Source organism: Pseudomonas sp. MYb185 (genome assembly GCF_002979975.1).
Taxonomy (GTDB): Bacteria; Pseudomonadota; Gammaproteobacteria; order Pseudomonadales; family Pseudomonadaceae; genus Halopseudomonas.
In genome coordinates this window covers 225,590-241,227 of sequence record NZ_PCQD01000002.1, presented here as the reverse complement: position 1 = coordinate 241,227, position 15,638 = coordinate 225,590, and the positions used below count along the sequence as shown (strand labels likewise).

Annotated in this window: 13 protein-coding genes and 1 tRNA gene; 6 read left to right on the top strand and 8 right to left on the bottom strand. The window is 62.5% G+C overall.

Annotation, left to right across the window (positions count from 1 at the left end; genetic code table 11):
• Positions 1-12: 12 nt before the first annotated feature.
• On the top strand, positions 13-456 hold the full coding sequence (locus CQ007_RS03660; RefSeq protein WP_105643560.1) for a regulatory protein RecX: 444 nt from the start codon (positions 13-15) through the stop codon (positions 454-456).
• A gap of 249 nt (positions 457-705) precedes the next feature.
• Here the strand turns inward: CQ007_RS03660 and CQ007_RS03655 are convergent, their stop codons facing one another.
• The 3 genes from CQ007_RS03655 to CQ007_RS19150 all read right to left on the bottom strand — a co-directional run bounded on the left by CQ007_RS03655 (position 706) and on the right by CQ007_RS19150 (position 2,542).
• On the bottom strand, positions 706-1,779 hold the full coding sequence (locus CQ007_RS03655) for a TIGR00730 family Rossman fold protein (RefSeq protein WP_105643559.1): 1,074 nt from the start codon (positions 1,777-1,779) through the stop codon (positions 706-708).
• Between the two features lie 144 nt (positions 1,780-1,923).
• Positions 1,924-2,322 (bottom strand): PA3611 family quorum-sensing-regulated virulence factor, encoded by a 399-nt coding sequence (locus tag CQ007_RS03650; protein WP_105643558.1) that lies wholly within the window; start codon positions 2,320-2,322, stop codon positions 1,924-1,926.
• A gap of 88 nt (positions 2,323-2,410) precedes the next feature.
• Positions 2,411-2,542, bottom strand: coding sequence for a hypothetical protein (locus tag CQ007_RS19150; RefSeq protein ID WP_256582191.1), 132 nt, complete (start codon positions 2,540-2,542; stop codon positions 2,411-2,413).
• A gap of 180 nt (positions 2,543-2,722) precedes the next feature.
• Between CQ007_RS19150 and CQ007_RS03645 the strand changes: the two genes are divergently transcribed.
• Together CQ007_RS03645 and CQ007_RS03640 are read left to right on the top strand one after the other, a co-directional pair.
• Positions 2,723-3,397, top strand: coding sequence for a response regulator transcription factor (locus CQ007_RS03645; protein WP_105643557.1), 675 nt, complete (start codon positions 2,723-2,725; stop codon positions 3,395-3,397).
• 106 nt (positions 3,398-3,503) lie between these two features.
• Positions 3,504-6,980, top strand: coding sequence for a PAS domain-containing hybrid sensor histidine kinase/response regulator (locus tag CQ007_RS03640; RefSeq protein WP_105643556.1), 3,477 nt, complete (start codon positions 3,504-3,506; stop codon positions 6,978-6,980).
• A 24-nt stretch (positions 6,981-7,004) separates the two neighbouring features.
• On the opposite strand, the gene CQ007_RS03635 is transcribed toward CQ007_RS03640, so the two are convergent.
• Positions 7,005-8,207, bottom strand: coding sequence for an MFS transporter (locus CQ007_RS03635; protein ID WP_105643555.1), 1,203 nt, complete (start codon positions 8,205-8,207; stop codon positions 7,005-7,007).
• Positions 8,208-8,429: 222 nt separating this feature from the next.
• Between CQ007_RS03635 and CQ007_RS03630 the strand changes: the two genes are divergently transcribed.
• Positions 8,430-9,530 (top strand): AI-2E family transporter, encoded by a 1,101-nt coding sequence (locus CQ007_RS03630; RefSeq protein ID WP_105643554.1) that lies wholly within the window; start codon positions 8,430-8,432, stop codon positions 9,528-9,530.
• A gap of 24 nt (positions 9,531-9,554) precedes the next feature.
• Here CQ007_RS03630 and CQ007_RS03625 read toward each other — a convergent pair whose 3' ends face one another.
• The 4 genes from CQ007_RS03625 to dksA all read right to left on the bottom strand — a co-directional run bounded on the left by CQ007_RS03625 (position 9,555) and on the right by dksA (position 13,030).
• A complete protein-coding gene (locus CQ007_RS03625) occupies positions 9,555-10,619 on the bottom strand; it encodes a metal-dependent hydrolase (protein WP_105643553.1) in 1,065 nt (354 codons plus the stop codon).
• Complete coding sequence (locus CQ007_RS03620) at positions 10,619-11,308, bottom strand: crotonase/enoyl-CoA hydratase family protein (protein WP_105643552.1); 690 nt, start codon at positions 11,306-11,308, stop codon at positions 10,619-10,621. Before CQ007_RS03620 ends, CQ007_RS03625 begins: the two co-directional genes overlap by 1 nt.
• A 102-nt stretch (positions 11,309-11,410) precedes the next feature.
• Entirely contained in the window at positions 11,411-12,616 is a 1,206-nt protein-coding gene (zigA, locus tag CQ007_RS03615) for a zinc metallochaperone GTPase ZigA (RefSeq protein WP_105643551.1), read from the bottom strand.
• A 9-nt stretch (positions 12,617-12,625) separates the two neighbouring features.
• Positions 12,626-13,030: an RNA polymerase-binding protein DksA gene (gene dksA, locus CQ007_RS03610; RefSeq protein WP_105643550.1), complete on the bottom strand. Its 405-nt coding sequence runs from the start codon at positions 13,028-13,030 to the stop codon at positions 12,626-12,628.
• Between the two features lie 289 nt (positions 13,031-13,319).
• Here dksA and CQ007_RS03605 point away from each other — a divergent pair.
• Both CQ007_RS03605 and CQ007_RS03600 read left to right on the top strand, forming a co-directional pair.
• Positions 13,320-13,410: transfer RNA gene (locus CQ007_RS03605), tRNA-Ser, on the top strand.
• Between the two features lie 271 nt (positions 13,411-13,681).
• Entirely contained in the window at positions 13,682-15,637 is a 1,956-nt protein-coding gene (locus CQ007_RS03600) for a TonB-dependent receptor domain-containing protein (protein ID WP_105643549.1), read from the top strand.
• The last annotated feature ends 1 nt before the right edge of the window (position 15,638 follow it).

Here is a 15,638-nt window from a genome sequence, read left to right as displayed (position 1 = left end):
GGCGCCTGAAGCATGTTTGCCAAGCGCAGCCTGGATACTCCGGCGGCCATCCGCCGGACCGCTCTGGACCTGCTGGCCCGGCGCGAACACTGTTATGGTGAAATGCTGCGCAAGCTGCGCCAGCGTGGCGCAGCCGCCGAGATGGCGGAGATCGAGCTGGAGCGGCTGCAGAGTGAGGGGCTGCTCAGTGATGCGCGTTTCTGTGAAGCCTACGTCTATTCCCGCAGCCAGCGCGGCTATGGCCCAGTGCGCCTGCGTGAGGAATTGCGCCAGCGTGGCGTGGCCGAGAGTCTGATCGACCAGGTGCTGCAGGATGCGGCCTGGGACTGGAGTGCGCTGGCGCAAACGGCGTTTGCCAAGCGCTTTCCCGAGGGGCCGGCCGAGGATCTGAAAGAACGGGCCCGGCAGCAGCGCTTCATGCAGTATCGCGGTTTTGGTGGCCATTTTCCTCGCTGACAACGGCCACGACACCGCCACGTTACCCCCATTCTCCCTCCTTTCCCTTCCCGTCATTGCGAACCCGCAGGGTGAAGCAATCCATGACACCATGCCTGCCGGCAGATACCAGTTGACCAGGCCCCGTGGATGCCTCAGCCCGCTGGATTGCCGCGCCACGGCGTGGCTCGCAATGACGGAACGGATAGGACCGATTGCAATTGTCATCGAGCTGGTAGTAATCGCAGCCCGGCTGGAACAGCGGGTTGGTTACAGCAGGTTTTCCGCTGTGTTCACCGCATCGATCAGTGCCCGTAGTCGCCCTTGGGCGCGGCCATTGAAGGGAAAGGTCAGACGGGCCAATGACTGCAGTTCGGGCTCGTCGCCCTGCGGATCACCGCTCAGTTGCTGGACGAAGCCACCACCGGCACAGATGTCGGCGAAGCTCTCGTTGAACCGTGCCAGTGCCGCGTCATTCAATGGCCGATTCAGGCGCAGCACGAACTCATCGTGCAGCCAGCGCGAGGAGTGATAGTTGCTGTAGAACGCCAGAATATGCCGCATCGCCTGTTGCGGTGAGTTGGCCAGCTGCAGCAGATTCAGATCGGCCTCGAGGATGTAGCCTTCGGCCAGCAACTGGTCACGGAAGAAGCTGGTCAATCCCTTCCAGTAGTTGCCGTCGGGTTCATCCAGCAGGATCACCGGCACCACTGGGCTCTTGCCGGTCTGGATCAGGGTCAGCACTTCCAGCGTCTCATCCAGCGTACCGAAGCCGCCGGGGCACAGGATCAGCGCATCGGCCTCCTTGACGAAGAACAGCTTGCGCAGGAAGAAAAAGCGGAACGACAGGTCGTGGCTGGTGCCGCTGACCACCCGGTTGGCTTTCTGCTCGAAGGGCAGGGTGATATTGAAGCCCAGGCTGTTGTCCAGCCCGGCACCGACGTGGGCAGCTTCCATGATGCCGCCACCACCCCCGGTGATGGTCATGTAGTCATGCTCCGACAGTGCCTTGCCCATGTCCCGGGCCAGCGCATACAGGCTGCGATCCAGGGGAGTGCGCGCGGAGCCGAAGACGGTGACCTTGCGCCGGCGCTTGAACTGTTCCAGGCGCGAGAAGGCTTCCTCCAGTTCGTACAGGGTCTGGCGCATGATCTTGGCATCCCAGCGATCGCGATCGGCTTGAGCCATGCGCACCACGCTGAGCAGCATATCGCGGTAAAGCGGGGTGTTCTCACCGCCGCCGTGAGCGAGGGCAAGCAATTCATCGACCTTCTGCTGCACACCGCTGCTACCGGTCTGCCAATGCCGGCTCAGATAATCCGTGGCGCGGGTATCCTCTGACATGCCTTTCTCCTCGAGTCAAACCAGCGTTGCTCCGACTGCGGCACGCTGATACAGCAGTCTACTATGGATCGGACACAGCCTGGCAGGAGCCATGAGGGGCGGGAATGCGTCAGAGCGGAGCTGGGATGCGGAGAAGGGTGCCGTTCACATGGACTGGCAATGATCAGCCACGAAGCTCTGGGTCAGTACCGGCTGGCTGGAGTCGGCCAGCACGAAGTGGTAGGTCAGCGTCGCGCCCATGTCCAGCAGCCGGCGGAAGCGCTGGTCGGCGCACACGCTACTCTGCAGCTGGCTGCGTACAATCAGCGGATCGCCTTGCATGCGCGCGGCATATTCGGTATCCACGGTCAGGTGGTTGATGAGCTCCTTGCCTTCGGCGCTGAAGCCTTCATCCACGATATTGGCGTTGATCTGGCGCGGGGTGTCCTTGCTGCTCTGCTGGGCGACATTCTTCAGGGTTTCCTCGAGGCGGATGTCACGCAGCGACACAGCCTGGCTAGGCATGGCGATCAATAGTGCGGTCAATACAATCAGGTAACGCATAAGGTCTCCACCGTGCGGTGTGCTTCTGTCAGGATACATGTGTGACCATCGTTGCCGGCGCTGGTTCTGGAATCACAAGGATTTTTATTCAGCATCCGGTGGTCGGTTGCGGCTGAGCCCTGGCGCGGCCCAGCCGGCGTTGCCGATAGATCGGCACCAGTTGGGCCACCAGCATGCCGCAGAGCATCAGGGCGTCGGCCCGATAGATGTGGCGGTTCATGCAAACCTTTGTGCTGCCGGAGAAAAAGGCGAATTATGCGCCACCGAACCTGAGAAAGACAGACATGCGGGGTAAAGGTTCCGGCAAACAAAATTGACTGATGCGACGACCAGTGTCAGGCTGTACCGCTGCGATATGACTCATCTCGATACATAACATACAAGCGGCAGGAAGCAAGGCATGGGGCCAACCTATGAGATTCTGATTGCGGATGATCATCCGCTGTTTCGCAGCGCGCTGTTCCAGGCACTGAGCATTGGCCTGGACGCTGATATCAAGCTGACAGAAGCCGGATCCATTGCCGAACTGCAATCATTGCTCGAGCAGCGCAGTGCCTGGGATCTGGTCCTGCTCGATCTGAACATGCCCGGCGCTCACGGTTTTTCCGGCCTGGTATTGCTGCGCAGCCAGTATCCGCACGTCCCGGTGGTGGTCATCTCCGCCCAGGAAGAGGCGGCGGTAGTCAGGCGCGCACGGGATTTCGGTGCCAGCGGCTTCATTCCCAAATCCTCCAGCCTGGAGAATATCCAGCAATCGGTGCGGGACGTGCTCAATGGCGATGTCTGCTGGCCGGCGCAGGTGCATGAGGATGCCGCCCCACTGACCATGGAGGAGGAGACCATCAGCGCCCAGCTGGCAAGCCTGACTCCCCAGCAGTTCCGGGTGCTGAGCATGGTCTGCGATGGGCTGCTGAACAAGCAGATCGCCTATGAGCTGAGTGTCTCCGAGGCTACCGTCAAGGCGCATGTGACCGCGATTTTTCGCAAGCTGGGTGTGCGCACCCGCACCCAGGCGGCCATGGCGCTGCAGCACATGGAGCTGGCCCAGTCGGAGCGTCAGCCATCGCAGCTTTGACAGGCAACTGAGCCGCGCTTCGACTTAGGTATGAGCCGCTGCGTCTGTGCAAAGGAGACGCTGCCTGCCAGACTACGCATTCTTCATACCGAGATGATTGCCGTCAATGATGCTTTCCGGTGGGCTGGTTGCGTCCACATTCCTGATCTACATGGCCTGTCTGTTTGCTATCGCCTTCTGGGGCGATCGGCAGACCGGTGAATTCGGGCCGCGCCTGCGGGTCTGGGTATACAGCCTGTCGCTTGCGGTCTGGTGTACCAGCTGGACCTTTTTTGGCGCAGTAGGCATGGCCGCAGGCCAGGTCTGGGACTTCCTGCCGATCTACATTGGCCCGATGATCCTGTTCATCCTCGGCTGGCGGCTGATTGCCCGGATGCTGGCGATCAGCAAGCAGGAGAACATCACCTCCATCGCCGACTTCATCGCTTCGCGTTATGGCAAGTCGCAAAGCCTGGGCGTGATAGTGGCGGCCCTGTGTCTGGTCAGCGTGCTGCCTTACATCGCCCTGCAGCTCAAGGGCATCGTACTGGGGTTCAATCTGTTGACCGGCGCAGGCGCCGAGCCGCTGGTCGAGGGGGCGCACAGTGCCGAAGATACCGCGCTGGTGGTGACCCTGGTGCTGGCGCTGTTCACCATCCTGTTCGGCACCCGTAGCCTGGATGCCACCGAGCACCACCGGGGCATGATGCTGGCCATCGCCTTCGAGTCGCTGGTCAAGCTGCTCGCGTTTCTCGCCGTTGGCGTATTCGTTACCTTCAGCCTGTTCGGTGGTATCACCGATCTGCTGGAGCGGGCGAGCAACAGCCCCGAGCTGGCCGATTACTGGCAGCGCGAAACCATGCATGTCAACCTGCTGTTCCAGACCTTTATCGCGATTCTGGCGTTCATCTGCCTGCCGCGGCAGTTCCAGGTGGCGGTGGTGGAGAACATCCAGTCGGGTGACCTGCGGGTAGCGCGCTGGGTGTTTCCTGCCTACCTGCTGCTGGCTGGGCTGTTCGTGATACCGATCAGCCTGGCCGGGCAGTTGAATTTCGGTACCACGCTGCTGCCCGACTCCTACGTCATCAACCTGCCGCTGATGGAGGGCCGGCCAGTGCTGGCACTGCTGGCCTTCCTTGGTGGAGCATCGGCGGCGACCGGCATGGTCATCGTCGCGGCGATTGCGTTGAGCACCATGGTCTCCAACGACGTGGTACTGCCGTTGCTGCTGCGCAACAAGAACCAGCCCGAGCGTTCCTATGAGGAATTCCGTGGCTGGATGCTGAACGTGCGGCGCAGCAGTATCCTGATCATCCTGCTGCTGGCCTATGTGGTGTATCGCATGATCGGGTCGGCCGGCAGCCTGGCCAATACCGGCCAGATCGCCTTTGCCGCCATCGCGCAATTGGCGCCGGCCATGTTCGGCGCGCTGTTCTGGAAGCAGGCCAACCGCAGTGGGGTGTTCGCCGGTCTGCTGGTGGGCGTCAGTCTGTGGTGCTACCTGCTGATTCTGCCGTTGCTGGATATTGTCGGTGTGACCGATTGGCCGGTGCTGCGGGGCATGTACGACGATGCGTTCGGCCTGCCGGTCGACAGCCTGACGCTGGGCAGTATCATTGCACTGAGCTGCAATTTCATGGTGTTCGTGCTGGTATCGCTGTTCAGTCGCACCCGGGTGCTGGAACACTGGCAGGCCAGTCGTTTCGTCAGCCTGGATGGTGGTCAGTGGGACGATGGTCCCAGCCGGGCGATGCTGCGGGTCACGGTGGACGACCTGTTGACGCTGGCCTCGCGCTTCGTCGGTGAAGAGCGTGCCAGGGCTGGTTTCGAGCGCTTTGCCGAGGCGCAGGATGTGGCCTTCAACCCGGGGCAGGTGGCCGACAGCAGCTGGATCACCCAGACCGAGCGCCTGCTCGCCGGGGTATTGGGCGCGTCCTCGGCGCGGGTAGTGGTAAAGGCGGCGATCGAAGGCCGGGACATGCACTTCGAGGATGTGGTGCGCATCGTCGACGAGGCCTCGGAGGTGCTGCAGTTCAACCGTGGGTTGCTGCAGGGGGCGATCGAGAACATCACCCAGGGCATCAGCGTGGTGGACAAGGAACTGCGCCTGGTGGCCTGGAACCACCGCTATCTGGAGATGTTCCAGTACCCGGAAGGGTTGATCACCATCGGTCGGCCGATCGCCGATCTGATCCTGTGCAACGCGCGGCGTGGCCTGTGTGGCCCGGGTAACCCGCAGATGCATGTGGACAAGCGGGTCAACTGGATGCGCCGGGGCACTGCGCACCGCTCCGAGCGATTGTTCCCCAATGGCCGGGTGATCGAGATCATCGGCAACCCGATGCCCGGCGGCGGCTTTGTCATGAGTTTCACCGACATCACCGCCTTCCGCGAAGCCGAGCGGGCGCTCAAGGAGTCCAACGAGGGGCTCGAGCAGCGGGTGGTCGAGCGTACCCGGGAATTGTCCGAACTGAACGAGGCGCTGTTCCAGGCCAAGGCCCAGACCGAGCAGACCAGCCAGTCGAAGAGCCGCTTTCTGACCGCTGTCAGCCATGACCTGATGCAGCCGATGAATGCGGCCCGGCTGTTCTCGGCGTCGCTGGCCCACCAGCCGCATCTGCCGGCCGAAGCCCAGGAGCTGGTGCGCCATCTGGATACTTCGCTGCGTTCGGCGGAGGACCTGATCTCGGATCTGCTCGACCTGTCGCGCCTGGAATCAGGACGCTTCACCCCGGAGTGGAGCGATTTCGTGCTGACCGAGTTGATCGAGCCGCTGCGCATCGAATTCGGCGCCCTGGCCACCGAGCGGGGCGTGGATCTGCGGGTACACAGCAGCCGCCTGCGGGTGCGCAGCGATATCCGCCTGCTGCGCCGGGTGCTGCAGAACTTCCTCACCAACGCCTTCCGCTATGCCGGCAACTCCCGGGTGGTACTGGGCATGCGCCGCCTGCCGGACAGCGTGCGTATCGAGGTATGGGATCAGGGCCCGGGTATTCCGCGGGACAAGCTGCAGACCATCTTCGAGGAGTTCAAGCGCCTGGACAACCATCGTACCCAGGCCGAGAAGGGGTTGGGGCTGGGACTGGCGATTGCCGACGGTCTGTGCCGTGTGCTCGGGCACGAGTTGTCGGTACGCTCCTGGCCTGGGCATGGCAGTGTGTTCAGTGTGACGGTGCCGATCGCCCGCTACGATCGCCATCCGCGCGCTACGCACCAGTCCCATGCGCCGATGTTGAGCGGCGCGCAGGTGCTGTGCATCGACAATGAGGCGACCATCCTCACCGGTATGCAGAGCCTGCTCAGTCGCTGGCAGTGCAATGTCGCGGTGGCCCGTGACCGCAGTGAAGTCGAGGCGGTGCTGGCGGCGGGGTTCACACCGGAGCTGGTGCTGGCCGACTACCACCTGGATGACGGCGATACCGGCCTGGAGCTGATGGCCTGGCTGCGGGAGCAGATCAACCCGGACCTGCCTGGGGTGGTCATCAGTGCCGATGGCCGTAATGAGCTGGTTACGCGGATTCGCCTGCACGGCCTGGATTATCTGCCCAAGCCGGTGAAGCCGGCGGCGCTGAGGGCGCTGATCAGCCGCTATGTCAGCCTCTGACGGCTCCGCAATCTGCCACTGGCGCTATGGCTGAGTCCGCCGGCGCGCCAGCATCAGGCCCAGTGCGGCCAGCGATATCAGTACGGTGAAGCCCAGCATGCTGTTCACCAGACCCACGTAATCGCTGGCAAAACCTATCCCCAGTACCACGGTGGCCATGGTCAGGTAGGCGGCCAGATAGAATGCCGAGGTCATGCTGCCGCGTTCGGCAGGTGGTGCCGAGCGGGCAATGGTCACCGTGGCGATCACGCCGATGGCGCCGGCACCCATGGCGGTGGCCAGGGTCGCCAGGATGAACAACCAGACCGACGCCAGCAGCACGGCGGCGGCCATGGCCGCCAGGCCGCCGATCAGCAGACCCGGCCCGGCAAGGATCAGGCGGTTGAGCGGCTGGCGTTGGCAGGCAAACTGGCTGATCCCGGCGACCAGTTGCCAGCCAGCGGCGAATAGTCCGGCCAGTGCCCGGTCGCTGACCCCGACCAGCTCCCGTGCCATGGACGGCCCCAGCGAGGAATACAGGCTGCCGGTGGACCAGGCCAGGCAGATGGCTGCCGCGGCGAAGAAGAAGGTGCCCAGCAGCGGACGCGGCACCTTGAGCGGTGTCGGTCGCCAGGCCCGTAGACGAAAGTCATGCTGGCGCTGCCCCAGACCGGCCGGCCAGGGCGCGCGCAGCAGCAGGGTGATACACAGGATGCAGAGCGTCACCACGACCAGGAAGGGCCAGGCTTCGGCATGACTGGTCCAGCGCAACGCCAGGGAGCTGATGGTCGGGCCGGTGGCTGCGCCCAGGGTGAAGGCGAGTGCGGCCAGGGCGGCGCTGCGGGTCCAGTTGCCATCCGGTTCCAGCTCGATCACCGCCGCGGTCGCCGCGCCGGTGACCATGCCGGTGCCGATGCCGGTCAACAGCCGGGCGGTCCCCAATTGATAGATGTCGCTGGCCAGCATGAAGGTGATCGACCCGGACAGGATGAACAGCAGCCCCGGCACCAGCATCTGCCGCCGGCCCAACTGGTCAGACAACGAGCCCATGCTCAGCAGCGTCACCACCACGCCCAGTACATACACGGAGAACACCGCCGTCAGCGCGGTGTCGGAAAACCCCCAGCTCTGTTGCCAGACCGCATACAGCGGCGTCGGCATATGGCTGGCGAGAATGGTGGTGAAGATCGCCAGCAGGCAGCTTCCCATGGCGAGAGAAACGCGGATTTTCTGGGTAGGGACTGCCATCGGGTCGAATATCCTGGTAGCGGGCAAACCGCGCCATTATTGCAGAGGATGCGATAGGATGCGCGCCATACCGAGTATCAGGCGGGCTTATGGCTGGCGCGGCGACGGCGCGATATTACAGCCTGTAAAAGTATTCCCGCTGCCGGTGCGCAACGTACTGCTATGATGGGCAAGCATCGCGGACTTCAGGCCGAGGCTATCAACGGACAATGAAGGGAGCCTATGAGTACAACCCCACCCCCATCGATCATGCCGTCCCATTCTACGGCGCGCTGGTTGTTATTCCTGGTCATCATCGCCGGGATCTATTTTTTCCATGGCTTCATCGTGCCGGTGCTGGCGGCACTGATCATCGCCTTCGCCACCTGGACGCTGTATCAGCGTCTGCTGCAGTTGTGTGGCAGGCGTCGGACCCTGGCGGCGGCGATCGCCATCCTGCTGATTCTGGGGGTATTGATCGTACCGCTGACCATGGCCTTCTCCTTTGCCCTGGAGGAGGCCCAGAGCTGGATGGCCTGGTTGGTGGAGGCCAATCGCGATGGTGCCGCCGTACCGGGCTGGATCGCTGCGCTGCCGTTGGTGGGCAGCTGGTTGGCAGAACAGTGGAATGAGTACCTGAACCACCCGCATGCGATCAGCGAGATCATCCAGATGGCCAGTGGTCAGCACCTGGGCAATATTTCCCGGGTGATCATGACCATGGGCGGCAAGGCCTTTTCCCTGGCCCTGGCGCTGTTGTTCATGCTGATAACGCTGTTCTTCCTGTACCGTGACGGGCATCTGCTGGTGGCGCAGATCGACCGCGTGGGTGAAGAGGTGCTGCCGACACGCTGGCAGCGTTTCTCGCGGATGGTCCCGGCCACCGTTACCGCCACGGTGATCGGTATGGGCCTGATCGCCATTGGTGAGGGCATTATACTGGGCATCGCCTACTGGGTGGCCGGGGTGCCGTCGCCGGTGGCCCTGGGGCTGATCACCGGTGTCATGGCGCTGATTCCCGGCGGTGCGCCGCTGGCCTTCACCCTGGTGTCGCTGTATCTGGTGGGCAGCGGTAGTACCGTGGCCGGGGTCGGGCTGTTCATCTGGGGCTCTGTCGAGCTGTTCATTGTCGACAAGACCATTCGCCCTTCGCTGGTTGGTGGTCCAATCAAGCTGCCGTTCCTGCTGACCTTCTTCGGTCTGATCGGTGGGGTGACGACCATGGGGCTGGTTGGCCTGTTCGTTGGCCCGGTACTGATGGCATTGCTGCTCGCCATCTGGCGCGAGTGGGTGCACGAGGGCGATACCGCCACCGTGCTGATCAGCAGCCAGCGATCACGTTAGCCTGGCTCCATCGCTGGCAGAGGGTCAGGGCGTTGCGGGAGACAGCGCCAGGCTTTCGGCCAGCCGGCCCATGGACACCGGGTAGCTTTCATCCAGTGCCCGGCGGTGCAGCAGGCCAAGAGCGGACAGGTCTGCCTTGGGCACTGGCCATAGCTCGGTGACGTCGATCAGTTGGGGCTGCGCTGCCTGCGGCTGCAACTCTGCCAGGGCAAAGCGGAACGGATGATAACCGGTCATGCCCAGGCGCAGATCGGTTACCACCCAGTGATCATCGATCAGGTCATAGCGCAGCAGATCCCCACTGAACCAGCGCAGGCGCTGATGCTGGGGCGAGTCCCGCAAGGCGCTGTGCGCTTCGCTGGCCCGCCGTGGCAAGCGCTCAAGCGTCGGTGGCTGGGTATCGAACCAGCTCACCAGTCCCTCGTAGTAATCGTCGCCATCCACCGCCACCACGCGCCACAGCACGGTATTGAAGGGCGTCGGTGAACTGAAGGTGGCCTGCGCCTGGATGCCGGTCGTGGCCAGTGCCTGTTCCAGTCGTTGCTCGGCCATGTGCTTGCCGGCCAGGGTGCTGAGCAGATACAGACTGCTGAGGGCCAGGGCGGCATATTGCAGGCGCACACCGGCGCGCTTGCCCAGACCGATCACCAGCCCGGCAGCCACCGCCAGCAACAGCGGCAGGGTATACAGCGGGTCGATGATGAAAATACTGGAGATCGCCACCGGCGATGTTGGCAAGGGCCACAGCAATTGGGTGCCATAGGCGGTGAAGGCATCCAGCACGATGTGCGTGGTCAACACCAGCCAGATGCACAACCACAGGCGCAAGGCGCTATAGCCCGGGTGCGGCCGCCAGCGCCGGATCAGCCAGGCCAGCAGCACACTGAGCAGGCTGGTCACCAGCAGCGAATGGCTGAACCCGCGGTGGTAGGTCATGTTGGCCACCGCGTCGCCATAATCCAACACCACATCCAGGTCCGGCAGTGTGCCCAGCATGGCGCCGTACAGCAGCGCACGCCGGCCCTGCCAGCGCCCCAGCAGGGCGCCCTGGACCGAGGCGCCGAGCACCGCCTGGGTGATCGAATCCATCAGAGATCGTGCTGCTTGTCTTCAGTGATGGATTGATCGAGTAGCTCCAGCAGCGCACGCCGGCTTTTCAGCTTGGTGTTGCGATGGGCGGTCATGTTCAGCTTGGTCAACTGAGCAGCCATGGCCATGGCTTCGCTTTCCAGCTCCTCGGCAGCCACCACCCGGTCCAGGAAGCCTGCGGTAACCGCATCGGTCGGCGAGAACAGCTCGGCATTGATCACCGAACGGGTGAAGGCGCTGTGGGTCAGTCTTGCGCGGGCCAGCTCGATACCGACGTGGTGCATGGTCATGCCGATGGCCACTTCGTTGAGGCCGATCTTGAATGGACCTTCCGCACCGATGCGATAATCGGCCGACAGCAGCAGGAAGGCACCTTTGGCAATTGCATGACCGGTACAGACCGCCACCACCGGGTACGGATGGGCCAGCAGCCGGCGGGACAGGGTCGAGCCGGTGGCGACCAGCTCCCTGGCGGCTGCGGGGCTGGAGGTCATCACCTGCAGATCATAGCCGCCGGAAAAGATGCCTGGCTTGCCGCTGATCACCACTACTGCCCGATCCTGCTCGGCCCGGTCCAGCGCCGCATGGAAGGCCTCGAACAAGGCCGGCGAAAGGGCATTGACCTTGCCGTTGTCCAGGCCCAGCCGGGCGATACCATCGGAAAAACTGTAGGAAACCAGCTCGCTCATTGAAGAGTCCTCATCGGTTGAAGTCAGCCGGGCAGAACCGGCGCAGTCTGGCAGTGTAACAAGATAGCGGTGACTGGCGAGTCTGCAATGATGAGGACCGTATCAGGCGGTATTGTCGTGCCAAGCACCAAACGGATCGGGCAACTGCTCCCAGGCCTGCACACCTGCGGCCATTTCCTGGTCATCCAGCAGGCAGGCATCCAGTTCGCTGGTCAGTTGTGCAAAATCGATGTTCTGGCCGATGAATACCAGCTCCTGCCGGCAGTCGCCGGCCTGGTCATGCCAGTGTTCGAGGACCGTCTGCAATCCCTCGTCATCCTGCGGCCACTGTGCCTTCGGTACGAAGCGCCACCAACGCCCCGCAAGGCCATGGCGCATCAGGCCACCGGCCTGAGACCAGCTGCCGGCGTCGCGGTATTTACTGGCCAGCCAGAAATAGCCCTTCGAACGCAGCAACCTGCCGTTATCCCAGGGGCGGGTAAGGAACTCGTAGAAGCGCTGTGGGTGGAACGGCCGGCGGGCACGGTAGGCGGTGGACGCGATGCCATACTCTTCGCTTTCCGGCACGTGCTCGCCACGCAATTCCTTGAGCCAGCCCGGTGCCTGTGCAGCACGCTCGAAATCGAAGCGGCCGGTATCCAGGATTCTCTCCAGAGGCACCTGCCCCATGCTGATCGGCAGGATCTCCGCATGGGTGTTGAGGCCACGCAGGATCGCCATCAGTTCCTCGCGTTCGGCGCTGGAGATCAGGTCGATCTTGCTGATCAGAATCACATCGGCGAACTCTACCTGCTCGATCAGCAGGTCGGTGATCGAGCGTTCGTCTTCCTCCCCGAGGGTCTCGCCACGGCTGGCCAGGCTCTGCGATTCATGGAAATCGCACAGGAAGTTGACGCCATCGACCACGGTGACCATGGTGTCCAGGCGCGCCAGATCAGACAGGCTGCGACCTTGCTCGTCGCGGAAGGTAAAGGTCTCGGCCACCGGCAGTGGCTCGGAGATGCCGGTGGATTCGATCAGCAGATAGTCGAACCGCCCATCCCGCGCCAGCCGGCTGACTTCTTCCAGCAGGTCTTCGCGCAGGGTGCAGCAGATGCAGCCATTGCTCATTTCCACCAGCTTCTCTTCGGCACGATTCAAGCTCACATCGCGCTGCACTTCGCTGCCGTCGATGTTGATTTCGCTCATGTCGTTGACGATCACCGCGACGCGGCGGTTCTCGCGATTCTTCAGTACATGGTTGAGCAGCGTGCTCTTGCCGGCGCCAAGAAAGCCGGACAGCACGGTGACAGGGAGTCGATCAGTCATTGGCAAGCCTCAGGTATCACGTTGATGTTTTTCTTTCTTTTCCTGCCGCTCCTTGGCATCGATGCACAGCGTGGCGGTAGGGCGCAGCAGCAATCGGCGAAGGCCGATCGGTTCGCCGGTTTCCTCGCACCAGCCGTATTCACCACGGGCCAGCCGTTCCAGCGCCTGGTCGATCTTGTCGAGCAGCTTCTTTTCGCGCTCGAGCATCCGCAGTTGCCATTGGCGTTGCTCTTCCGCGCTGCCGACGTCAGCGGGATCGCTGCTTGGCTCGTGGTGGCGGAGCCCGTCGAACTCATTGGCAATACGTGTCTGTAGATCGCGCCGCTCGGCCAGCAGTAGCTCGCGGAAGAACGCCTGTTGCTGGTCGTTCATGTAGGCATCGGAGGGCTGTTGAAGCAGTTCTTGCTCGGTCATGGGATCACGCATGTATAATGTAATAATGTAACATTATAGCCACGAAGATCCCGGAAGAGGTAGCCCTCCATTCGACGCTCAGCATCAACCGCTTCCGGGAACGCTGCCCACCGAGATACCCGGTGTGCCGATCAGGCTTGTAGGGCCGGGCTGCTTTACCTATGGAAAGAGGAGCAAGCGAGACGACCAGGTTGGCTGGGGCTATGTCTGCAAATAGGATTTGCCAAACTGTCCTCGTTTGGGTACATTAGCGCGCCTCGGAACTGGCAAGCTCCAGTACCGGGATTGCGGAGAGCTGTCCGAGTGGCTTAAGGAGCACGCCTGGAAAGTGTGTATACGTTAATAGCGTATCGAGGGTTCGAATCCCTCGCTCTCCGCCAGACAAACGCAAAAAGCCCAGCTGAAAAGCTGGGCTTTTTGCGTTCAGGGTCGCCGTCAATCGGTTGTCTGCTTCTATCCAGCGTTTCTCCTCCCTAAACAACGCCCGTTCCAGGGCAATATCACGTCTCGCCCCCCAACATGTCTTCAGGGTTGGTCTCGACTGGACGCCCAGGCACGCGTCTTCGGCGATGACATCTTACTCTGTTGTTTTGTTATAGTATAACATGATAGTGTTTCGGCCCTTTCCTCCACAGCCATCAGGATGGGCCCATGACGTCAATTCCCTCTCGCCGTTTATCGCTGTTGTCATTGTCTGCAACCTTGGCTTTGTTGCCGGTAGCCGCCAATGCCGATGTTCTCGATCTGCAATCGCTGGTGGTGACAGCCACCAATACCGAGCGCTCCCTGCAGGATGCACCGGCCAGTATCACGGTGATCAACCGTGAGGATCTGGCCAGCCGTCCGGTGCAGGATCTGGAAGATGCCTTGCGTGGCACGCCCGGCGTGCAGTTCAGCGGTATCGGCCTGGGACGACGGGGGATCAGCATCCGCGGTATGGATGCCGAGCAGACGCTGGTGCTGATCAACGGCCAACGGATCAATACCGCCGCCAGCGCCATTGCCCATGCCGACTTCGATCTGGGTTGGGTGCCGGTGGAGGCCATCGAGCGTATCGAAGTGGTACGGGGCCCGATGTCCGCGTTGTATGGCTCCGAGGCGCTGGGCGGGGTGGTCAACGTGATTACCCGCAAGGCGACCGATAAGTGGCTGGGCAACATAACGCTCAATGGCGGTGTGCCCGATCACAGTCATGGTGGTCAGACCCACCAGTTGGGGGTGTACGCCGGTGGCCCGTTGGTGCCGGAGGTCCTGGGGCTGACCTTTACCGGTGAAAGCCGCAAGCGCCAGGAGACCGCCGACCGGGACGACCCGGCATTGTCCGAACTGGAAGGGCGCGAGTCGCAAAGCGCCAGTGTGACCCTGAGCTGGACCCCGGATACCGCACAGCAGATCGACCTCTCCCTGGGGCGTGGCCGTGAGGATCGCTGGCGCAATATGCGCAGTGCCGCGCCGACCGCCCCGGAGTACGAATCGCAGGATGATATCGAGCGTGAGCAGCTCTCATTGAGCCATACCGGTAACTGGAGCTGGGGCAAGACCACCTTGCGTGCCTATCGCAATACACTCGAGCGTGAGAACAGCTATACCCGGGGGCAGACGCCGACCAACCCCTGGCAGTCCATGACCGATGATATCGCCGATGCCAGCGTCACCCTGCCACTGGATGGCCGTCACCTCCTCAGTCTCGGTGGCGAGTGGCGGCGTGAACAGCTGGAGGATGACAGCCTGACCTTGACCGCCGGCAAGGCCAAGGCGGTGCATCGGGCGTTGTTCCTGCAGGATGAGATCCAGTTGCATGAGGACTGGTCGCTGCTGCTGGGCAGCCGTTTCGACCAGCACCAGGACTACGGCTGGCAGAAGAGCCCGCGCGCCTATCTGGTGTACAGCCGGGAGGATGGTCTGACCATCAAGGGCGGCGGTGGGCGCGGGTTCAAGGCGCCGACATTGAAGCAGTTGGCGCCCGGCTACGAGGCGATCGGCGGCGGTGGCCAGTTCACCATCCGTGGCAACCCCGACCTCAAACCAGAAATCAATACCACCTATGAGCTGGTTGCAGACTATGTCGGCAGTGGCTGGTCGGCCTCGGCCGGGATATTTCAGAACAACCTGCGGGGGTTGATCCAGACTATCTGTGTATCTGATTGCGGCATTCGCGGGCAGGAGCTGCGCAACTATGACAATGTCGACCGGGCCCGCATCCGTGGGCTTGAGCTGGGCGGCGAACTCGATCTGCCGGCGTCCCTGCACTGGGGCATCAACTACACCTACCTGGATGCCATCGACCGTAGTGCCGATCAACGCCTGGCCGGGCGCTCGCGGCATCTGGCCAATACCCACCTGAAGTGGGCTCCCCATGACCGCTTCAGCGCCCAGCTGCGTGGCGAGTACGTCGGCAGCCAGCTCGGTTACAGTCGCAATGTTGCCTATGGCCTGCCGGCCTACAGCCTCTGGCACCTGGAACTGAGCCAGCAACTGACACCTGACCTGACCCTGCGTGGTGGTATCGAGAACATCGGTGATGAGCGCCTGGCCGATGACAATGCGCTGTTCAACTATCCCGAGCCCGGGCGTACTTTTCACGTCGGTCTGAGCATGAGTTTCTGAA